At 46.8% G+C, this 16,082-nt stretch carries 13 protein-coding genes; 12 read left to right on the top strand and 1 reads right to left on the bottom strand.

Features of this window, described 5'->3' with window-relative positions:
* Positions 1-43 precede the first annotated feature (43 nt).
* From T3H97_RS19125 to T3H97_RS19105, 5 genes are all read left to right on the top strand, one after another.
* On the top strand, positions 44-1,030 hold the full coding sequence (locus tag T3H97_RS19125) for a S66 family peptidase (protein ID WP_328800585.1): 987 nt from the start codon (positions 44-46) through the stop codon (positions 1,028-1,030).
* A gap of 49 nt (positions 1,031-1,079) precedes the next feature.
* Positions 1,080-2,741 (top strand): sensor histidine kinase, encoded by a 1,662-nt coding sequence (locus T3H97_RS19120; protein ID WP_176716854.1) that lies wholly within the window; start codon positions 1,080-1,082, stop codon positions 2,739-2,741.
* The gene (locus T3H97_RS19115; protein ID WP_013311480.1) at positions 2,738-3,502 is read left to right on the top strand and encodes a LytR/AlgR family response regulator transcription factor; all 765 of its coding nucleotides are present in this window, start codon (positions 2,738-2,740) and stop codon (positions 3,500-3,502) included. The genes T3H97_RS19120 and T3H97_RS19115 overlap by 4 nt, the downstream gene beginning before the upstream one ends.
* Before the next feature lie 190 nt (positions 3,503-3,692).
* Positions 3,693-4,946: an L-lactate MFS transporter gene (locus T3H97_RS19110; protein WP_328800584.1), complete on the top strand. Its 1,254-nt coding sequence runs from the start codon at positions 3,693-3,695 to the stop codon at positions 4,944-4,946.
* 177 nt (positions 4,947-5,123) lie between these two features.
* Positions 5,124-6,035, top strand: coding sequence for a serine/threonine protein kinase (locus T3H97_RS19105; RefSeq protein WP_013311478.1), 912 nt, complete (start codon positions 5,124-5,126; stop codon positions 6,033-6,035).
* Between the two features lie 43 nt (positions 6,036-6,078).
* On the opposite strand, the gene T3H97_RS19100 is transcribed toward T3H97_RS19105, so the two are convergent.
* Entirely contained in the window at positions 6,079-8,166 is a 2,088-nt protein-coding gene (locus T3H97_RS19100; protein WP_328800583.1) for a vWA domain-containing protein, read from the bottom strand.
* Between the two features lie 638 nt (positions 8,167-8,804).
* Here T3H97_RS19100 and T3H97_RS19095 point away from each other — a divergent pair.
* The 7 genes from T3H97_RS19095 to T3H97_RS19065 all read left to right on the top strand — a co-directional run bounded on the left by T3H97_RS19095 (position 8,805) and on the right by T3H97_RS19065 (position 16,040).
* The gene (locus T3H97_RS19095; protein ID WP_023989860.1) at positions 8,805-10,973 is read left to right on the top strand and encodes a hypothetical protein; all 2,169 of its coding nucleotides are present in this window, start codon (positions 8,805-8,807) and stop codon (positions 10,971-10,973) included.
* 119 nt (positions 10,974-11,092) lie between these two features.
* Positions 11,093-11,518, top strand: coding sequence for a hypothetical protein (locus T3H97_RS19090; protein WP_025685506.1), 426 nt, complete (start codon positions 11,093-11,095; stop codon positions 11,516-11,518).
* A gap of 130 nt (positions 11,519-11,648) precedes the next feature.
* Positions 11,649-12,098, top strand: a complete 450-nt coding sequence (locus T3H97_RS19085; protein ID WP_023989859.1) for a J domain-containing protein — start codon at positions 11,649-11,651, stop codon at positions 12,096-12,098.
* A gap of 32 nt (positions 12,099-12,130) precedes the next feature.
* Entirely contained in the window at positions 12,131-12,679 is a 549-nt protein-coding gene (locus T3H97_RS19080; protein ID WP_028542469.1) for an FHA domain-containing protein, read from the top strand.
* A 67-nt stretch (positions 12,680-12,746) separates the two neighbouring features.
* The gene (locus T3H97_RS19075) at positions 12,747-13,274 is read left to right on the top strand and encodes an FHA domain-containing protein (RefSeq protein WP_025720819.1); all 528 of its coding nucleotides are present in this window, start codon (positions 12,747-12,749) and stop codon (positions 13,272-13,274) included.
* Positions 13,275-13,309: 35 nt separating this feature from the next.
* Complete coding sequence (locus T3H97_RS19070; RefSeq protein ID WP_103049359.1) at positions 13,310-14,140, top strand: PP2C family protein-serine/threonine phosphatase; 831 nt, start codon at positions 13,310-13,312, stop codon at positions 14,138-14,140.
* Between the two features lie 22 nt (positions 14,141-14,162).
* The gene (locus T3H97_RS19065; protein WP_328800582.1) at positions 14,163-16,040 is read left to right on the top strand and encodes a serine/threonine protein phosphatase; all 1,878 of its coding nucleotides are present in this window, start codon (positions 14,163-14,165) and stop codon (positions 16,038-16,040) included.
* Positions 16,041-16,082 lie beyond the last annotated feature (42 nt).

Genomic DNA, 16,082 nt, shown 5'->3' with positions numbered 1-16,082 from the left:
AATTTGTGGCAGTTTAAATGCTTTGTGACTAAGGGGGATGACCATGATCATAGGAAAGCAAGCACCCAAATTAAAAGCTGGAGACGAGATACGCATTCTTTCGCCGTCCAGAAGCTTGTCTATCGTTTCTGAGGAAAATCGTTTGATTGCCAAACAAAGACTGGAAGATATTGGGTTTAAAGTGAGCTTTTCGCAACATGTGCTGGAAAGTGATGATTTTACATCTTCCTCGATAGAGTCCAGAGTCGCAGACTTGCACGAAGCTTTTGTCGATCCAAAGGTAAAGGGCATTCTGACTTCAATTGGGGGCTATAATGCCAATCAGCTCCTTGCCCATCTTGACTATGAACTGATTGGAGCTCATCCTAAACGATTATGTGGTTATTCGGATATAATAGCGTTAAGCCACGCGATTTATGCCAAAACGGGACTTATTACGTATGCAGGACCTCATTTTTTGACGTTTGCCATGTTGCGAGGAAATGATTATACGACGGCGTATTTTCAAAGGTTGATGTTGGAAGAAGGCAGCATTCAAATCGAGTCTTCGTCGGAGTGGAGTGACGATACCTGGTATCTAGATCAGGATCAAAGAAGCTTTCACCGCAATGCGGGTCCGTATGCGATTCATGAAGGGGAAGCAGCGGGTACGATTGTGGGCGGAAACTTGTGTACCCTAAATTTGTTGCAGGGAACTCCGTATATGCCGAGTCTGGAAGGAAGCATTCTATTTGTTGAGGATGATTATGAAAGCTCTCCTGCAACATTTGATCGGGATTTGCAATCACTGTTGCACCAGCCTGGATTTGATCAAGTTAAGGGGATCATCATAGGACGATTTCAGCAGGCGTCGCATATGACAGAAGCATTGCTGCGGCAAATCATTAGCTCGAAAAGGGAATTGACCTCCATCCCAGTGATTGCAGATGCTGATTTTGGTCATACCACGCCGCAGTTTACATATCCAATTGGCGGGAAGGCTAGCATCCGTGCCCGTGATGGCAGGGTGAGTATTGAAATATGTGAATAATTAACATAACCTATGTAGGCATATCCGTTATTATTTGGGAGGAACGCAGGTGAACGCCTTGTTGGAAATGCTGATGCAGCTATTTGAGCGAGCAGCGTTGTTACTAATTTGTTTATTTTTTATTACACGTATCCCACGATTTAAGGAAACCTTGCAAAAGAACAGCCATTCTCCAGCAGAACTGGCCATACTAACGTTGATTTTTTGCATGTTTGCACTGTTCGGTACATACACCGGAATTGAAGTCGAAGGTTCGCTTGTTAACGTTCGAATCATTGCAATTATGGCGGGCGGTATTTTGTTTGGACCATGGGTTGGGATTGTTACAGGTATTGTATCAGGTATCCATCGTTATCTAATTGATATCGGGGGAGTGACCTCGATTCCGTGTCTGATTACGAGTATTTTGGCAGGTGTGGTGTCAGGATACATCGGCCGCAGGGTCAACCGTTCCAAGAGATGGCTAGTCGGTATCGCCGCAGGTATGGTCTGCGAAGCATTGACGATGCTGCTCATTCTGGTGATGGCACAACCCCATAACCTTGGAGTGGACATCGTTTCCAAGATTGGTTTACCGATGATTATCGGAGAAGTCAGTATCGGTTTAATCGTTCTGTTGATCCAGAGTGTGGAGGGGGAAAAGGAGAATATCGCGGCCAGACAGGCCAAGCTGGCACTGGATATTGCCAATAAGACGTTGCCTTATTTTCGCTCCATTAATGCGGAATCCTTGCATACCATTTGCTCGATCATAAAAGAAGATATCAAGGCAGACGCGGTAGCAATTACCGATACCAGAGATGTGCTGGCCTATGTCGGTTTTGGCGAAGAGCGTTATCACATCGGAGATGAGATCATTAGCGATGTGACTAAATCGACGATTCGCAGCGGTAAAATCACGATTCGCAACCATATTGCAGATGATAAAACACCCCAAATCCAGTCTCTGCTCATTATCCCGTTAGAGGAGCGGGGAGAAGTAACCGGAACCTTGAAGATTTACTATCGCAAAGCTTATAAAATCACGTATCCGTTGCAGACGATGGCGATTGGCCTGTCTCAAATCATTTCCACGTTAATGGAAGTGTCGCGTGTGGAGCAAATTAAGGAAGCGGCGAATAAAGCCGAGCTAAAGGCGCTCCAAACAAAAATTAATCCCCATTTTCTGTTTAACGCGCTGAACGCCATTGCCTCTACGACACGCACCAAGCCGGATAAGGCACGGGAGCTGATCATTAATTTATCGGGCTATCTGCGCTATAATTTGGAGCTGAATGATGATTTGATCGAAATTCATAAAGAGCTTCAGCAGGTGTCTGATTACGTGGAAATCGAAAAAGCACGCTTCGGCAACCGGCTTCAGGTAGAGTATGTAATGGATGAGGTGTCTGTGCGTATTCCAAGTCTTATTATCCAGCCCCTGGTTGAGAATGCGATTAATCACGGAATCCTCAAGAAAAAGGGGTCAGGTACAGTTACTATTTCTGTAAAGGATCGTGGAGAAAAGGTGCGTATTTCTGTGGCAGATACCGGGGTGGGTATACGCGATGATGTTGTAGATAACCTCTATCATGATCGGGTTCCGGCTAAACAGATCGGCTTGTACAATGTGCACAGACGACTCAAGCTTATGTACGGCGAAGGAGTTATTATTCTGAAGCATGAACCGGGCACCGAAGTTTATTTTGACATACCAAAGGAGAAGTCATGAAGGCCATAATTGTAGAAGACGAGCTTCCGGCGCGTGAAGAGCTGGAGTATCTTATTCAGACTCATAGCAACATTGAGGTGACCGATAGTTTCGAGGATGGGCTAGATGTGTTTCGGTTTCTGCAAGATCAGGAGACGGACGCGATCTTTCTGGACATTAACATTCCTTCATTGGACGGGATGCTGCTGGCACAGAACATTAGCAAATTTGCCAAAAAGCCCTATATTATTTTTACAACCGCCTATAAAGAACATGCAGCGCAGGCTTTTGAACTGGAGGCGTTCGACTACATCCTCAAACCATATGATGAAAAACGGATCGCATCTATGCTACGTAAGCTGGAAAATGCTTATGAGCAGCAGAACGTTCCAATACAGGAGCCTGTCCAGACGGCGCAACCCCGAGCCGCTGAAGCCAGCACCGTTGCTGCGCCAGGTCGTATTAATCTGCTGAAAAACGACAAAATCATCGTAACGGATGCGAACGATATTTACTATGCGTGTGCGCAGGAAAAGGTGACCCGTGTCTTTACAAGGCACGAAGAATATACGATGCCGATGAGCATTTCGGAATTTCATGCCCGGCTGCCGCAGCAGGACTTTTTCCGCTGTCACCGATCGTACACGGTGAATTTGTCGCAGATCCGTGAAATTGTACCTTGGTTTAATCATACGTATCTCTTGCGTTTGCGTGGACTAGAAGCTGAAATTCCGGTAAGCCGTAGTAAGGCCAAGGAATTTCGGCAAATTATGCGACTTTAAAGGCATTTCATTCCGCTATATGTGCATTTCATTCCTCAAACGATTTCTGGCTAACATGCAGGGTTATAATAATCCATGTAGAGAGAATCCTTACAGACTTGCTCCTTCACAGGCGCAAAGCGTACTGGATTCCCGGTTATGATGATCACAAATTGACGCTGTAGAGCCGGAATGAAAAGAGGAGATTGAAATGAAAACAAACAGCGGAAATCGTTGGCTTGTCGTACTTGGAACAATCATTGTCCAGATGGGATTAGGAACCATTTACACATGGAGTTTATTTAATCAACCGTTGGTGGACCGCTTTGGCTGGAACCTCAGTTCGGTTGCCATTACATTTTCAATTACCAGTTTTGCACTGGCGTTTGCTACGTTATTCGCAGGCAAACTACAGGATAAATGGGGACTACGTCGTCTGATTTTGTGTGCAGGTGTCGTGTTAGGAGCAGGTCTCATGCTCAGTTCGCAAGTAACATCGCTGTCCCTGCTTTACATTTTGGCCGGTATTGTCGTAGGTTTTGCGGATGGAACGGCATATATTACATCACTGTCTAATCTGATTAAATGGTTTCCTGAGAAAAAAGGACTTATTTCCGGTATTTCAGTTGGGGCATATGGAACAGGCAGTCTTATATTCAAGTATATTAATGGTTCGTTGATTCAGTCCGTTGGCGTATCACAAGCGTTTTTATATTGGGGAATGATCGTGCTGGTTATGATTGTAGGTGGTTCTTTCCTGGTAAGAGAAGCTGTAGTCGTAAACAAGCCTTCGGTACAGAATGGGGTTGTACAGCGGGACTACACCGTTAAAGAAATGCTGCGCACCAAGCAGGCATACCTGCTGTTCGTCATGTTCTTTACCGCTTGTATGAGTGGTCTCTACCTGATTGGAGTAGTCAAGGATATCGGCGTACGGATGGCCGGTCTAGATGTAGCAACAGCCGCTAATGCGGTCGCTATGGTCGCTATTTTCAACACGGCGGGTCGGATCATTTTAGGTGCGCTATCGGATAAAGTAGGTCGTCTGAAAGTAGTAGCGGGTGCTCTATTAACAACGGCGGTCGCAGTTACAGTGCTGAGTTTGGTACCACTGAATTATGGTTTGTTCTTTGCCTGTGTAGCAGGAATTGCTTTTTGCTTCGGAGGCAACATTACAGTCTTTCCTGCCATCGTAGCTGATTTCTTCGGTCTGAAAAATCAAAGCAAAAACTATGGTATTGTGTATCAAGGCTTTGGCCTCGGTGCGCTGGCGGGATCATTTATCGCAGCCTTGCTCGGCGGATTCATCCCTACCTTTACTACGATTGCTGTGCTGTGTGTCGTATCGTTCCTAATTGCCCTTACCATTCGCACTCCAGAACAAGGTAAAGGCAAACTGCGCAGTGAACGGAAGAAAAATACGAACAGTGTGCGTAGCATGAAGCCAGGAACGAAACTGGGTTAAAGGATTTGAGAAAAAAGGACCAGATGAATGCCAAAAGACCTGTCATCATTTCTCTAAGGGAGATTATGGCAGGTTATTTGTTTTTCCAATAATCTATTTTACGGTATAATAAAAAGATGTGTAATAAGCCGATATATACAAAAGACATAAGCTAAGAACCTGACAGGAGGACGAGTCATGATCGTGGATACAAGCGGGAATCTGCTTGCCCGCAATACGAAGCTGCGAAATACATATCAAATTCGAAGCGCCTTGTCCCGCAGTGAGCTGGCCATCGTGTATACGGCAAGGCTGTTGGATAACCGAGAAAAGGTCATTGTGAAGGAATTTTTTCCGAATGCACTGGCTTTGCGGGGGATGGATCGAAAAACGGTCACTTGCGGTGCTTCTATGCAATCCAAATACGTGGAGTTTATGCATTATTTTTTGCGTGAAGGGCAAATGTTGAAGGAGTTAAGTCATCCGGGAATTGTCGGTTATATAGATCACTTTGAGGAAAATGGAACTGCCTATCTGGTCATGGAATACTGTGCAGGCAAGACACTGGATCGAATGATGAAAGAAGAGGCTGTGCCAACGTATGATCCCACTTTTTTGTACCATACGCTGCTACCTTTAATTGATGCCATGGAGTACATTCACGACAAAGGAATTATTCATCGGGATATTAAGCCGGGCAACATTATGATTGGGGAAAATGGCAACATCAAGCTGATTGATTTTGGTTCGGCTGTGCATTTTGAAGGCAAAGAGCATCCGATCTTCACCACGGCGGGCTATTCTCCGTTGGAATTTTACTCTAATCGTTCGCAGCAGGGGCCTGTGTCGGATATCTATAGTTTGGCCGCCACGCTGTATTATTGCCGAAAAGGAACACCTCCGCCAGATGTGCCCGGCCGATTGTTTGCAGATCATTCCGAGCGGATTCAGATTGAAAATGCAGGACTTTCTCTGCTGCCGTATGTCATTCGGCGTGGTCTGGAGGTACAAGCTAACAAGCGTTGTCGCTCACTTCGATGGTTTAAAGCCGCACTACGTGCGGAATATTGGATAAAAAAAGGGAAGCGCCCTACTCTTACGGTTCGTTAATCGTAAGAGGCGGTGCTTCTCTTTTTTTACGTTGTGACGGACATTATCCTGTCGGAGCTTGGATATGGTCGGTGTACACTGAAGTATTCGGTTTAATTGCTTTGTATCGCAGCTCGATTTCAGTGACACCATCCTCGAATGTAATGTACAGTTTGTCACTGTACTCCATGACCGCTTTTTTGTTGCGGGCTAATCTGACCTTTCCATGCTGTAAGGCACAGCGTGTATCATGTTTCACGATTAGACTCCCTTTTTTACCTGCGGAAAATAGGATCCGTTCCGCTTCTGGTAACGGTTCGTGAACGTCAAGCGTACGGAACAATTCCTGCAAGCTGACCTTACGGCCCGGAAAGGAGGTGAGCGGCCAAGATTTTACCGGAATCTCCTGTCCACTTGCTGTAGCGAGAAAATATCCTTCGATTCTTCCGGCAAACTGCGGCTTCGGCCGCAAGAACCAATACAGAAGAGCGGCTACCACGACACTGATGGCTACCGTCCATTTAATGGCTGTATACCGGGATTGGACAGAAACGGTTAGTGTAGCGCTGCTGGATGCTCCTTCCGGATCGGTAGCAGTAATCTTCAGCTGAGAGTCACCTGTGTGGAGCTCGGATAGCAGCAGATCATTACCGTTAATCTCAGCATGGACCGTATCCCCAGAGGCTTCTGAATCCAGCTTATAGTTCAGCTGGTCATGATTGGGGTCAACCATAAAATCTGATAAACTTCGACGGGAATCGCCGTCTTCTTTTACCAGGTGAATCGTCAGGTCTTTTAAGACCTGTGGCGCTGCATTGGCCGCGTGAACCTTATGTACAGTCCCCTTACGGTACCATTGCGGACTATCCAGAGATAGCTGCCATGTATAATCCCCGGTTTGAGGGAACGCATATTCGGTATGAAAGGCTCCTGACTTATAGGTCATAGGCACCTTTTTGGCTGTGCCCCCCTTGGGAGTAACTATAATATGGGCTTGGAGAGACGTATATACGGCTTCATCTGTAAGCTTTTGATTGTCCGGCAACAGAAGCTGAGCTTGAAACGGTGTCGCTTGACCTTTCAGCAACTGCACAGGCTTGTCGCCATGAGTTGCCGTTGCTTGCTTTCCTCCCATGGTAGCTTCCGCTTCCAGTCGATAGCTGCCAAGTAAATTGATTTTCACCAAATCCCCGCGTATGCCCCGTAGCTTCAACTTCACTTTACCTGCCTGTGGATGCTCGATTTTTAAAATCGCATATCGGCTCGACTTGTACCGGCGGACATTCTCTGAATTGGAATATAGCTGTGTTTCCAGAAGGGGATGCTCCGACAAAAGCACCAGATTGGCTTCCTCCATACTAGAATCAGGTAGAGTTACAGTTAATTCCTGCATCTCGCCAGTGGTCGTAATTGCAGCAATTGGCACGAGCTTGGAGCGAATTTGACTGGCGAAAATACGGTTCAGAATTTCCGGCAGATCCTCGGCACTACTCGTAATAAAAGAAGCTCCCCCCGTTTGAGAAGCGATCCGTTCGAGTTCTTGTCGGTTCACTGTGCCATCATGGTTCAGACCAATCGTATACACCGGATATCCCTTGGTCTGTGCAGATTTGATGACAGAGGACACATCGTTATTGGAGTCACCTTTGGATCGGGAACCAGAGGAGGCACCAAAATCAGTCTCTCCATCTGACAACAGAATCATAAAAGGCTGACGCCCTTGGGATGCTCCTGCCGCTAGCAGCTCCGAGCCTTTGCGCAACCCAAGTCCCAAATCCGTATAACCAGAACGATTTAGCGTTCTGATTTCCTGCTGGATCTGGGATTTTTGCGCTGCCACGGCAATCGAAGTCAGTGGTTTTGAGGCGACCACATGGTGATTGTAGGCGACGAATCCGACGCGCGTACGGTCTGCATCACTCAAATCCATAAACATATTGATGACTTCGGCGGCAATGCCTTCAGGATCGGTATCCCTCATGGAATAACTGGTATCCAGTACAAAAACGGCATCATAACCCTCGATCGGGACAGCACCCAAAGATGCTGCATTAGCCTGATTTACAGTGCAAATGACCCCATTTAAGCCCATTTGTAAAAATAGTGCAAAAGTCATGAAAATGATAAATCCTAGTTTCCTTATTCTGAACATAAGCTCCTCCATCGGCGAGGCCAATGTGGGTGTGTCGACTCTCCTAATCCTTGGGATATAAGGGATAAAGGATCAAAACAGCTGATAAACCTCACATTAGCCATGAATTTGATTCTTTTACGCTTATCAGAAATATCCAATGGACTTCTATCGGTAATTGAGTTCCATTTGTGAATATTTCCCTGAAGAAACAGGTCTAACATATCATAAAAATTACGTATTCACGCATAAAATGAGTCAAAATGCCCTGTTTCAATCTGAGACTACAGAAATTGACAAAACTGAAGAATGCTTTGTATGATAGCTCTCGTATCAACGGCAAAAATTGGGATTGAAGTTAGGAATACGAAATCATAAATTTAAAATTTCTGTGTTATCTGACTTTTGATTTTGAATATACATCTCATTTGCAAGCTTTGCCGTTAAAAGCCGAATAACGCTTCGGACCGATTTTCGAGGTTACATGCCTGTACCGTAAATGTGGTATAAGCTCAATCCTTTGACGAATTTAAATGTTAAGTAGGGGGGAGGAGGCAAAAGAACTAAAAATGAGTTTCGTCCGTTTCAAATTGGACATCCCGTGTCCGTATATGGAGCAATGGACCTATAACTCATACTTTGTTCATTTGCCGACAGCGATGGAAATCATTTATCAAACCAACCGGACAATGCTTTTTGAAGAGATTAACCCGGAAAAGCTGGACCTGATCACCATTGTAGGTGATGTGAAGGGTATTGACAGCTTGAGCGATGAGAAGATCAAGGAAATTAATCAGCACCTTCTGGTGCGCAGCTTTGACGAATTTTTGGATAAGTTTTCACCGACCGTGTATTCGTTTTTTAACGCGGCCAATCAAAAAGTCGTCTACACCCTTAAAAAGCCAGAGGGAATTGATGAGGATAGCATTTCTGAAATTCGTGTAAATCAAAGTAATGATTTTCTGAAAATGTTGTTTACGCTCATTGATACCAAGCGCAGTCAAGGAATCACCAATGTAGATTTCAAATTTGAAAATCTTCTGGATATGATTTCACCGAAAAAGGTTATGGATGATATTCGTCAAGTCCGCAAAGAGATTCACTATATGTACGGTGAATACGACAAGCTGGATGATGGCGATCCGAAGAAACTCGACATGGGTGACAAGCTGAATGGAATGTTCGAGGAAGCGAGTCAGAATTATAACAACGTTATGGCTATGCTCCCACTGGCAATTGAGGACATCAAAACCCGCCTTCTGCTCGGTGGCGCCCAAGAGGAAAACTCCGGTGAGCTAATTCAGGTGGGTATGCTCTCCATTGGAGAAAGCGGCGAACTGAAAATTATTGAAGCGCCGAAGAGCGACAGCACCGAGCTGATGCTGCTGGATGAGAACAGCACTGGCGATCTCTCCCAAGTATTCGAAGAGGATTATAACTCCATTACAGATACGCCTTCTGACTATGTGAAGGATTTGGTAGTTCGCACGTTTGTGCCACTGCCAGCTGTTCAGACCAAGGTGGATACAGCAGTTGAAGTTCAAAACTACAACACGTATCTGGAGTTCTATAAAAATGCCAAGGACGATTTCGTAAAGGCGGTTAAGCCGCTTGTGGAAAAAATTCTTGGTGTCAAAATGTTCTTCGATCAATATGCAACGAAGAGCAAAGGTATGCTGCCGACAATGCTGGTGGCGAACAACAAGCTGGATATGCTGGTGAAAAGCAGCAATATCCCGCGTCTGGAAACGTACCTGAACACTGTGAATGCTAAGAATGAATTCAGCGACACGATCTGGTTCGGTATCGTTCCATCCGTCGAGCTGGAAGCAGCCGGTAAGGTAAAAGTTTCACGTGAACGCTTCAAGGGCAACGAAAAGGTCGTTAAGCAGGGCGGAAATTCTATGGAATCGCTCTCGATGCTGCTGCAAGTCGTGAAGGATTACAAAATTCAAATGTTCTTTAATTTTGAATCCGGTGAAGAAACGACCTTCAACAGTATGGCAACAGCAGGCATCGATAAATATGTCGATAAATGCGCCAGTCTCGTTCGCAGAGAATATAGCGAATTTGCCATTCCTTGTGTACCGAACTTTACGATTATTCCGAAGGACAAATCGGGTGTCATTATTGACAGCAAAATGCTACAGACCGAAGACGGTGTACAGCTCTCTAAGGAGAAAGAGGATATTCTCAAACTGTGGATCGAGGGCGTTTATGTAGGTGCAGCCTACGTTGCCGCCGGCTTGGTCGCTTCCTATCAGTGTCCTGAGTACCTGCGTGAGACGTTTAAAACGGTCAATAAAAACTTCCCTGGCGTACGCTTCGACATCGAAGCGGGAGACAACAGTCTGCGTACGGTGACGACGATGGCCAAGGAAATCACCGGTTTCACCAACACGATCAAGGATGCCATCAACCGTAAAAACTTCGGCTTTGTATTCTCGTCCGAGAATGCTCAGATTCAGGATAAGGATATCCGCCGGATTACCGTCTACAAGGCGAGAAGCATGGCGATGTCCGAGGACGGTTTTGACTCCATCTACAAGACGCTGGTCAGCACGTACATTGAACGTATTTTGCGCTACCAGACAGGGGACTTCAAACACGAAAATATCGTCCGCTTCTTCAGTAACAATCCGAGCAGTCAGAAGAGCAAGTGGCTGAGCAGCAGAGGATCTGTTAACTCGATCATTCAGGACGGAGACGATATGAGCTTCATTATTGATGAGAAAAGCAATATGTGCCATATCGATCTGGTCTTCAACGGTAATGTGAAGAACCTGGAAGTCATGATCACTAAGGGAACCAGCTCGGTCAAATCATGATCCGAGCACTACGAAAGATGTTAGAGGCGTTTCTATCCAGAACCGCCTTTATACATAAATCGCGGAGAAGCTCTGCATCTCCCGCCATCATATTACCTAATTTCAAGGAGGCAACACACATGGGATTCAGATTGAAAGTAGAAGGACAAGAAACAATTGAGCTGGGCTTGGATAACATCCAAACGGTTATTTATGACACCGATACACCGGACGATTCCAATGCACGCTCCACTGACGTAGGCTCCACGCTGCGCATCAGCGGCAAAATCATCACAGCAGTAGACGGTGACAGCGCGGATGACACGCTGAAACTGGCTCTGTGGTCTCTGGTTCCTGCTGAAAAAGCAGACAGCTACCGTAAAGTAACACTGGAAGTTATCGCAGCTGATCAAGTTGTGCGTAAAATCCACTTCCCGAATGCTTTCGTTGTAGACTACACCGAGCACTTTGGCGACACAGAAGGTGTAGGTGCATTTACACTCTACATCAAACAAAAGAAAGACAAAACCGAGCTGGCTACAATCGACGGCGGATATCCGGTTTAAGCTTAACGTCTTCACGTTAAGTGCAGCTTAAACACACACTCACCCGGCACACAAGTGCAGGGTGGATAAATATTAAGAGGCCTACGGGTCTCTTAATATTTATTTTTTTCGGAGAGGGGAACATCACACAATGACCAACTACTATGAGCTGCTCGGTGTCAGCCGGGATGCTTCGGAGGCAGAGATTAAGCAGGCTTACCGTAAACTGGCCAAAAAGTATCATCCTGATACCAACCAGGGAAGCGAGGAAGCAACGCGCAAGTTCAAGCTAATTCACGAGGCTTACAATACCTTGCGTGACGAAGCATTGCGGCAGGCATACGATGCCGAGCTCATCCGAAAAACTGAGGGAGCTGGCGGGGAACAGCGAGAGAGAGGCAGAGGGGCTGCATCCTCCGGCGGTGCGCGTACGGCAGCCAAAGGATTCAATCCGGCTGATATAGGAACTGATTTTGAGCAATTTTTTGGTTTTCATCCGAAAACGAAGGAGGGCTCACCAGGGAAGAAAACGAAAAAAACCGGTGATCCGACGGATACCTCAGCGATGTTTAACCAATTTTTCGGTATTCGTAAAAAGTGATGATTTCAGGATAGAAATGGGGGAAGCAAGCAGTGAAAACGGCGCAGAACAGATGGGTTTTCATCATAGATGTTGCCATGTTCGGGCTGATGCTGGCGATCGCCTTTTATGTGTTTAATCGTACAGGCTACAGCGGTTTGAAAACCGTGGTCGCGATAGGTATTGGAATCGGCGTGCTTGTATACATATTGCGCAATCTGGTGTCCGTTGTACCCGTGGCCAAGCCAAAGGCGCAACGTCATCGTATTGCCAAGCTGGTGTTGATTGATGAAGAGGGTGAGTCCATTAAAGAATGGTATATCGAAGGCGAAACGTCACTCTTAATCGGTAAAACAACGTCACGTTCGGAGGCGGATATTGATTTGGTAGGTACAGATTATGCCTCCCTGGTAAGTGTGGAGCATGCGGTGCTCAACCGGGTGAACAGCGACTGGTTTGTGGAGGATGTGGATTCCGGTAATGGTACAGGCTTGCGGTCTGCCAACGAAAGTGTAACCAAGAAGTTGGAAAGCGGTGAGCCATACCGGATTTACTCAGGTGACTTATTATATATTGCCAATACGAGACTGCTCGTTAAATAGATGAGGATGCTGCAAAATCCTCAGATCGCTGAAAAGACAATCATGACAATGGGGGAAGGAACCGACTATGAGTTTGACAAGATGCCCGAACGGACACATGTTCAGTACACGAAAACACGGAAATACGTGTCCATATTGCAACACGGTAGTAAATGTAGCTGCACCCAAGAGCGCGGAGCCAGCAGCGAAAACAAACGTCGCGGGAGATAATGACAAAACAATGCCGTATTTGGGCGAGACGGTGGGCATTCATCCGGTAACCGGATGGCTGGTATGTATCGAAGGAGCACAGGTGGGTCAGGACTATCGCATTATGGCGGAGAAAAACTTTATCGGGCGCGCAGAGGAAATGCATGTCCGCATTATCGGGGACAACACGATTTCCCGTAGAAATCATGCGGTCATTGTGTATGATCCGAAGAAACGTAACTTTTACTTGCTGCCAGGCGATTCATCGGGTTTGGCGTACCACAATAACGAGGCGGTATATTCACCAGCAGAGCTGGCTGCCTATGACGTGATTCAGCTGGGACACAGCAAATTTATCTTTATCCCGCTGTGTGGCGCCCATTTTGAGTGGGATAACGAAAACTAGGACGGAATTGGGCAATGGTGCAGGGAGGTAACGATATGCAGCCTTATTTTGTTGTAAGTGGAGCTGCGGTATTATTCGCTGTTCTGCTCATGATCCGTATACGACTGACGCGAAGTTCCGGCAGCCGTACCGTGAGTGGAATTGAGATCGGAAATGGTCAAACGATCGGGAGCCGGAGCGAGCAGGATGATTATTTCTCCAGTATGACGACACCTGTCGGTACGCTGGCTGTTGTCGCAGACGGTATTAGTGGACTGGCCAATGGACGTATGTCCAGTACCTTGGCTGTGACAACTTTTACGAAGGCGTTTGCCAAGCTGGAAAATGCAACGAATTTGAACGGATATTTTGCAGAGGCGGCAACTCAAAGCAATCGCGGCATTTTGCAAAATTTGAATGGACAGGGCGGAGGAACGACGCTGGCTGCGGTCGTTGTGTGCGGCTATCAGCTGTATTACGGAGCGGTGGGCGACAGCCTGATTACGATTTACCGCAATGGTCATTTCCAAACAGTCAATTCCAAGCATACAGCAGAAACACTGCTGGAGGAACGAGTGCTTGCTGGACAAATGACCTCGGAGGAAGCCAAAACGAGTCCAGTGCGCAATCAACTGGTCAACTACTTGGGCTATGAGGGCTTTGAGAGCATGGAACTGGGTAGTGCACCGATTCGTCTGTATTCAGGCGATCATGTGCTGCTGTGTAGCGATGGCATTCAGGAGGCGCTGACGGAGATTGAATTGGAAGAGATTATGCGCAAGGGTGGAACACCGCAGGAAACAGCGGATGCCATGATCGACGTCATTAATGATAAAGGCTTTAAGAGTCAGGATAATGCGACAGTACTTATTTTGGCGATAGGATGAAACCAGAAAGACGGGGGTAGCGATGCGCAAGGACAACAGCGATTTTAGTACCGCCTTTGTGTCGGAAGCGGGCTCTTACATAGACAACCGGGACTATTTTGCATTCATGGAGACGGACGACATGGCCTGTTATGTCCTCGCAGACGGTCTAGATTCGGATCAGGAGCTGCGCAGCGCAGAAATGGTTGTCAAAACGGTGCTGGAAAACTTCATGGAGAAGCCTTCCATGTCCAAACGGCGCTTGATGAGAGATCTGCGTGAAGCACAGGAATGGCTGCAATTTGAAAGCCGTCGCGTTCGGCTCAAAGCCAGTCTGCTGATGGTAGTGACCAACTATAACAAAATGGTGTATGTTTCGTGCGGTAATGTGCGGCTATATCATTTTCGCAATGGAAGGCTTAATTTTCGCAGTAAGGATCATAGTCTGGCTCAGTCATTGGCAGATGATGGACGCATTCCAGACGAAGCGACCAGCACACATGAGGAACGAGGTAATCTGCTGGAATACTTGGGAAATCCGAATGGAGTTCATGCCCATTACGCCAAAAAGACGCAGCTTGCAGATGGAGATGTAATCCTGCTTGCCACATCAGGGATGTGGGAGGACGTCGAGCTGGCGGAAATGCTGGGAGCGCTGGAGGAAGCGAAGGACCCGGTCATGCTGACAGACACATTGGAAGAGGTTCTGCTAAGCAAACAGCATCGGACGGTGAATAATTACACGGCCGCGGCCATTTATGTAAATAAAGTTTTTCAGGAAAAGCCTAAAAACCGCCGCAAGTTGATCAAACGGATTTTGATTGCGTTGCTTGTCTTTATTGTTGTGGGCGGGGGAGCATGGATTACGCTGGCTCGTATGGCTGCGAATAAGGCAGCTGCACTGGAAACGATGGTCGAATCAGCCCAAGCGGCAGACGATTATGCAAGGACAGGGGATTATGCGAAGGCACTCAAGTCCTACAGCGAAGCGAAAAATGCGGCGGTTAAAATTAACGATAAGATTCACAAGCGACTGTATACAGCCGAGCAGAAACTATCTCAATTGCTGGTGGACGGAGACGGCTACGTGGAAAAGGCGGACTTTACCAAAGCTGAAGCCAGCTACGAGAAAGCACGGAAAAGCGCCGGGCTATATCCGCCGTTTAATGTGAAGGATATTGAGCATAAAATCGATCAATTGGACAGCTATGCCGAGACAGCGAGCTGGATGAAGGACGGAGATTTAAAATTTCAGGGCGGCGATTATACGAATGCGCTTAAGCTGTACAAGAAAGCAAACAAGGCTGCGATGGAATCCGGTTATACGTCCGCGCAAAAAGAACTGGAGAAGAAAATTACCGAGGCCAACGATAAATTGACAGCTATCCAGCAGCAGCTCAAGGAGATTCAAGCTGGCAAACTTCAGGCCAAAGGGGATCGGATGATGAAGGATCTCGATTATGAAGGAGCCATTGATGCCTATAGCGGGGCACAGGAAATTTATCAGGAGATTGATAAGCTCGAAAGTGTTCTGGCATTGGAGCGGAGCATTGCCAAGGCGGAGGAAAAGCAGAGCGCGGAACAGCAGAAAAATGGTCAGCTTCCTGCTGGATTGGGATTGTCTGACGGAGCGTTGAACGACGCGGACGCAGGGGACACAGCGGGTGGAGCTTCATCTTCCGCTACTGCAACCCCTGCTGCAGAATCGCAAACGAAGGCTGCGCCAACGGCTTCAGCGGGAACTACACCCGCGAAGAAGGAAGCCTCTTCGGCTGCAAAGAGCATGGGTACAGGCGATGGAACTGCCCCTTCGGCCAAGGTGGATACCAACAAAGAGCAAGGAACTGCTGATTCCGCTTCTAAAGTAGCAGGGGCGCCTGATTCAGAGAACCAAGATCGGGCTGCTGTGAACGGAAGTTAAGTTTTTCATGTTCAATGAATGCTGGAGCCGGAAAGGAGTGAG

The organism is Paenibacillus sp. LX16 (assembly GCF_036252815.1).
In the GTDB taxonomy this organism is placed as follows: Bacteria; Bacillota; Bacilli; order Paenibacillales; family Paenibacillaceae; genus Paenibacillus; species Paenibacillus polymyxa_B.
The sequence above is the reverse complement of the archived record's forward strand: the minus strand, read 5'-3'. Positions and strand labels throughout refer to the sequence as shown.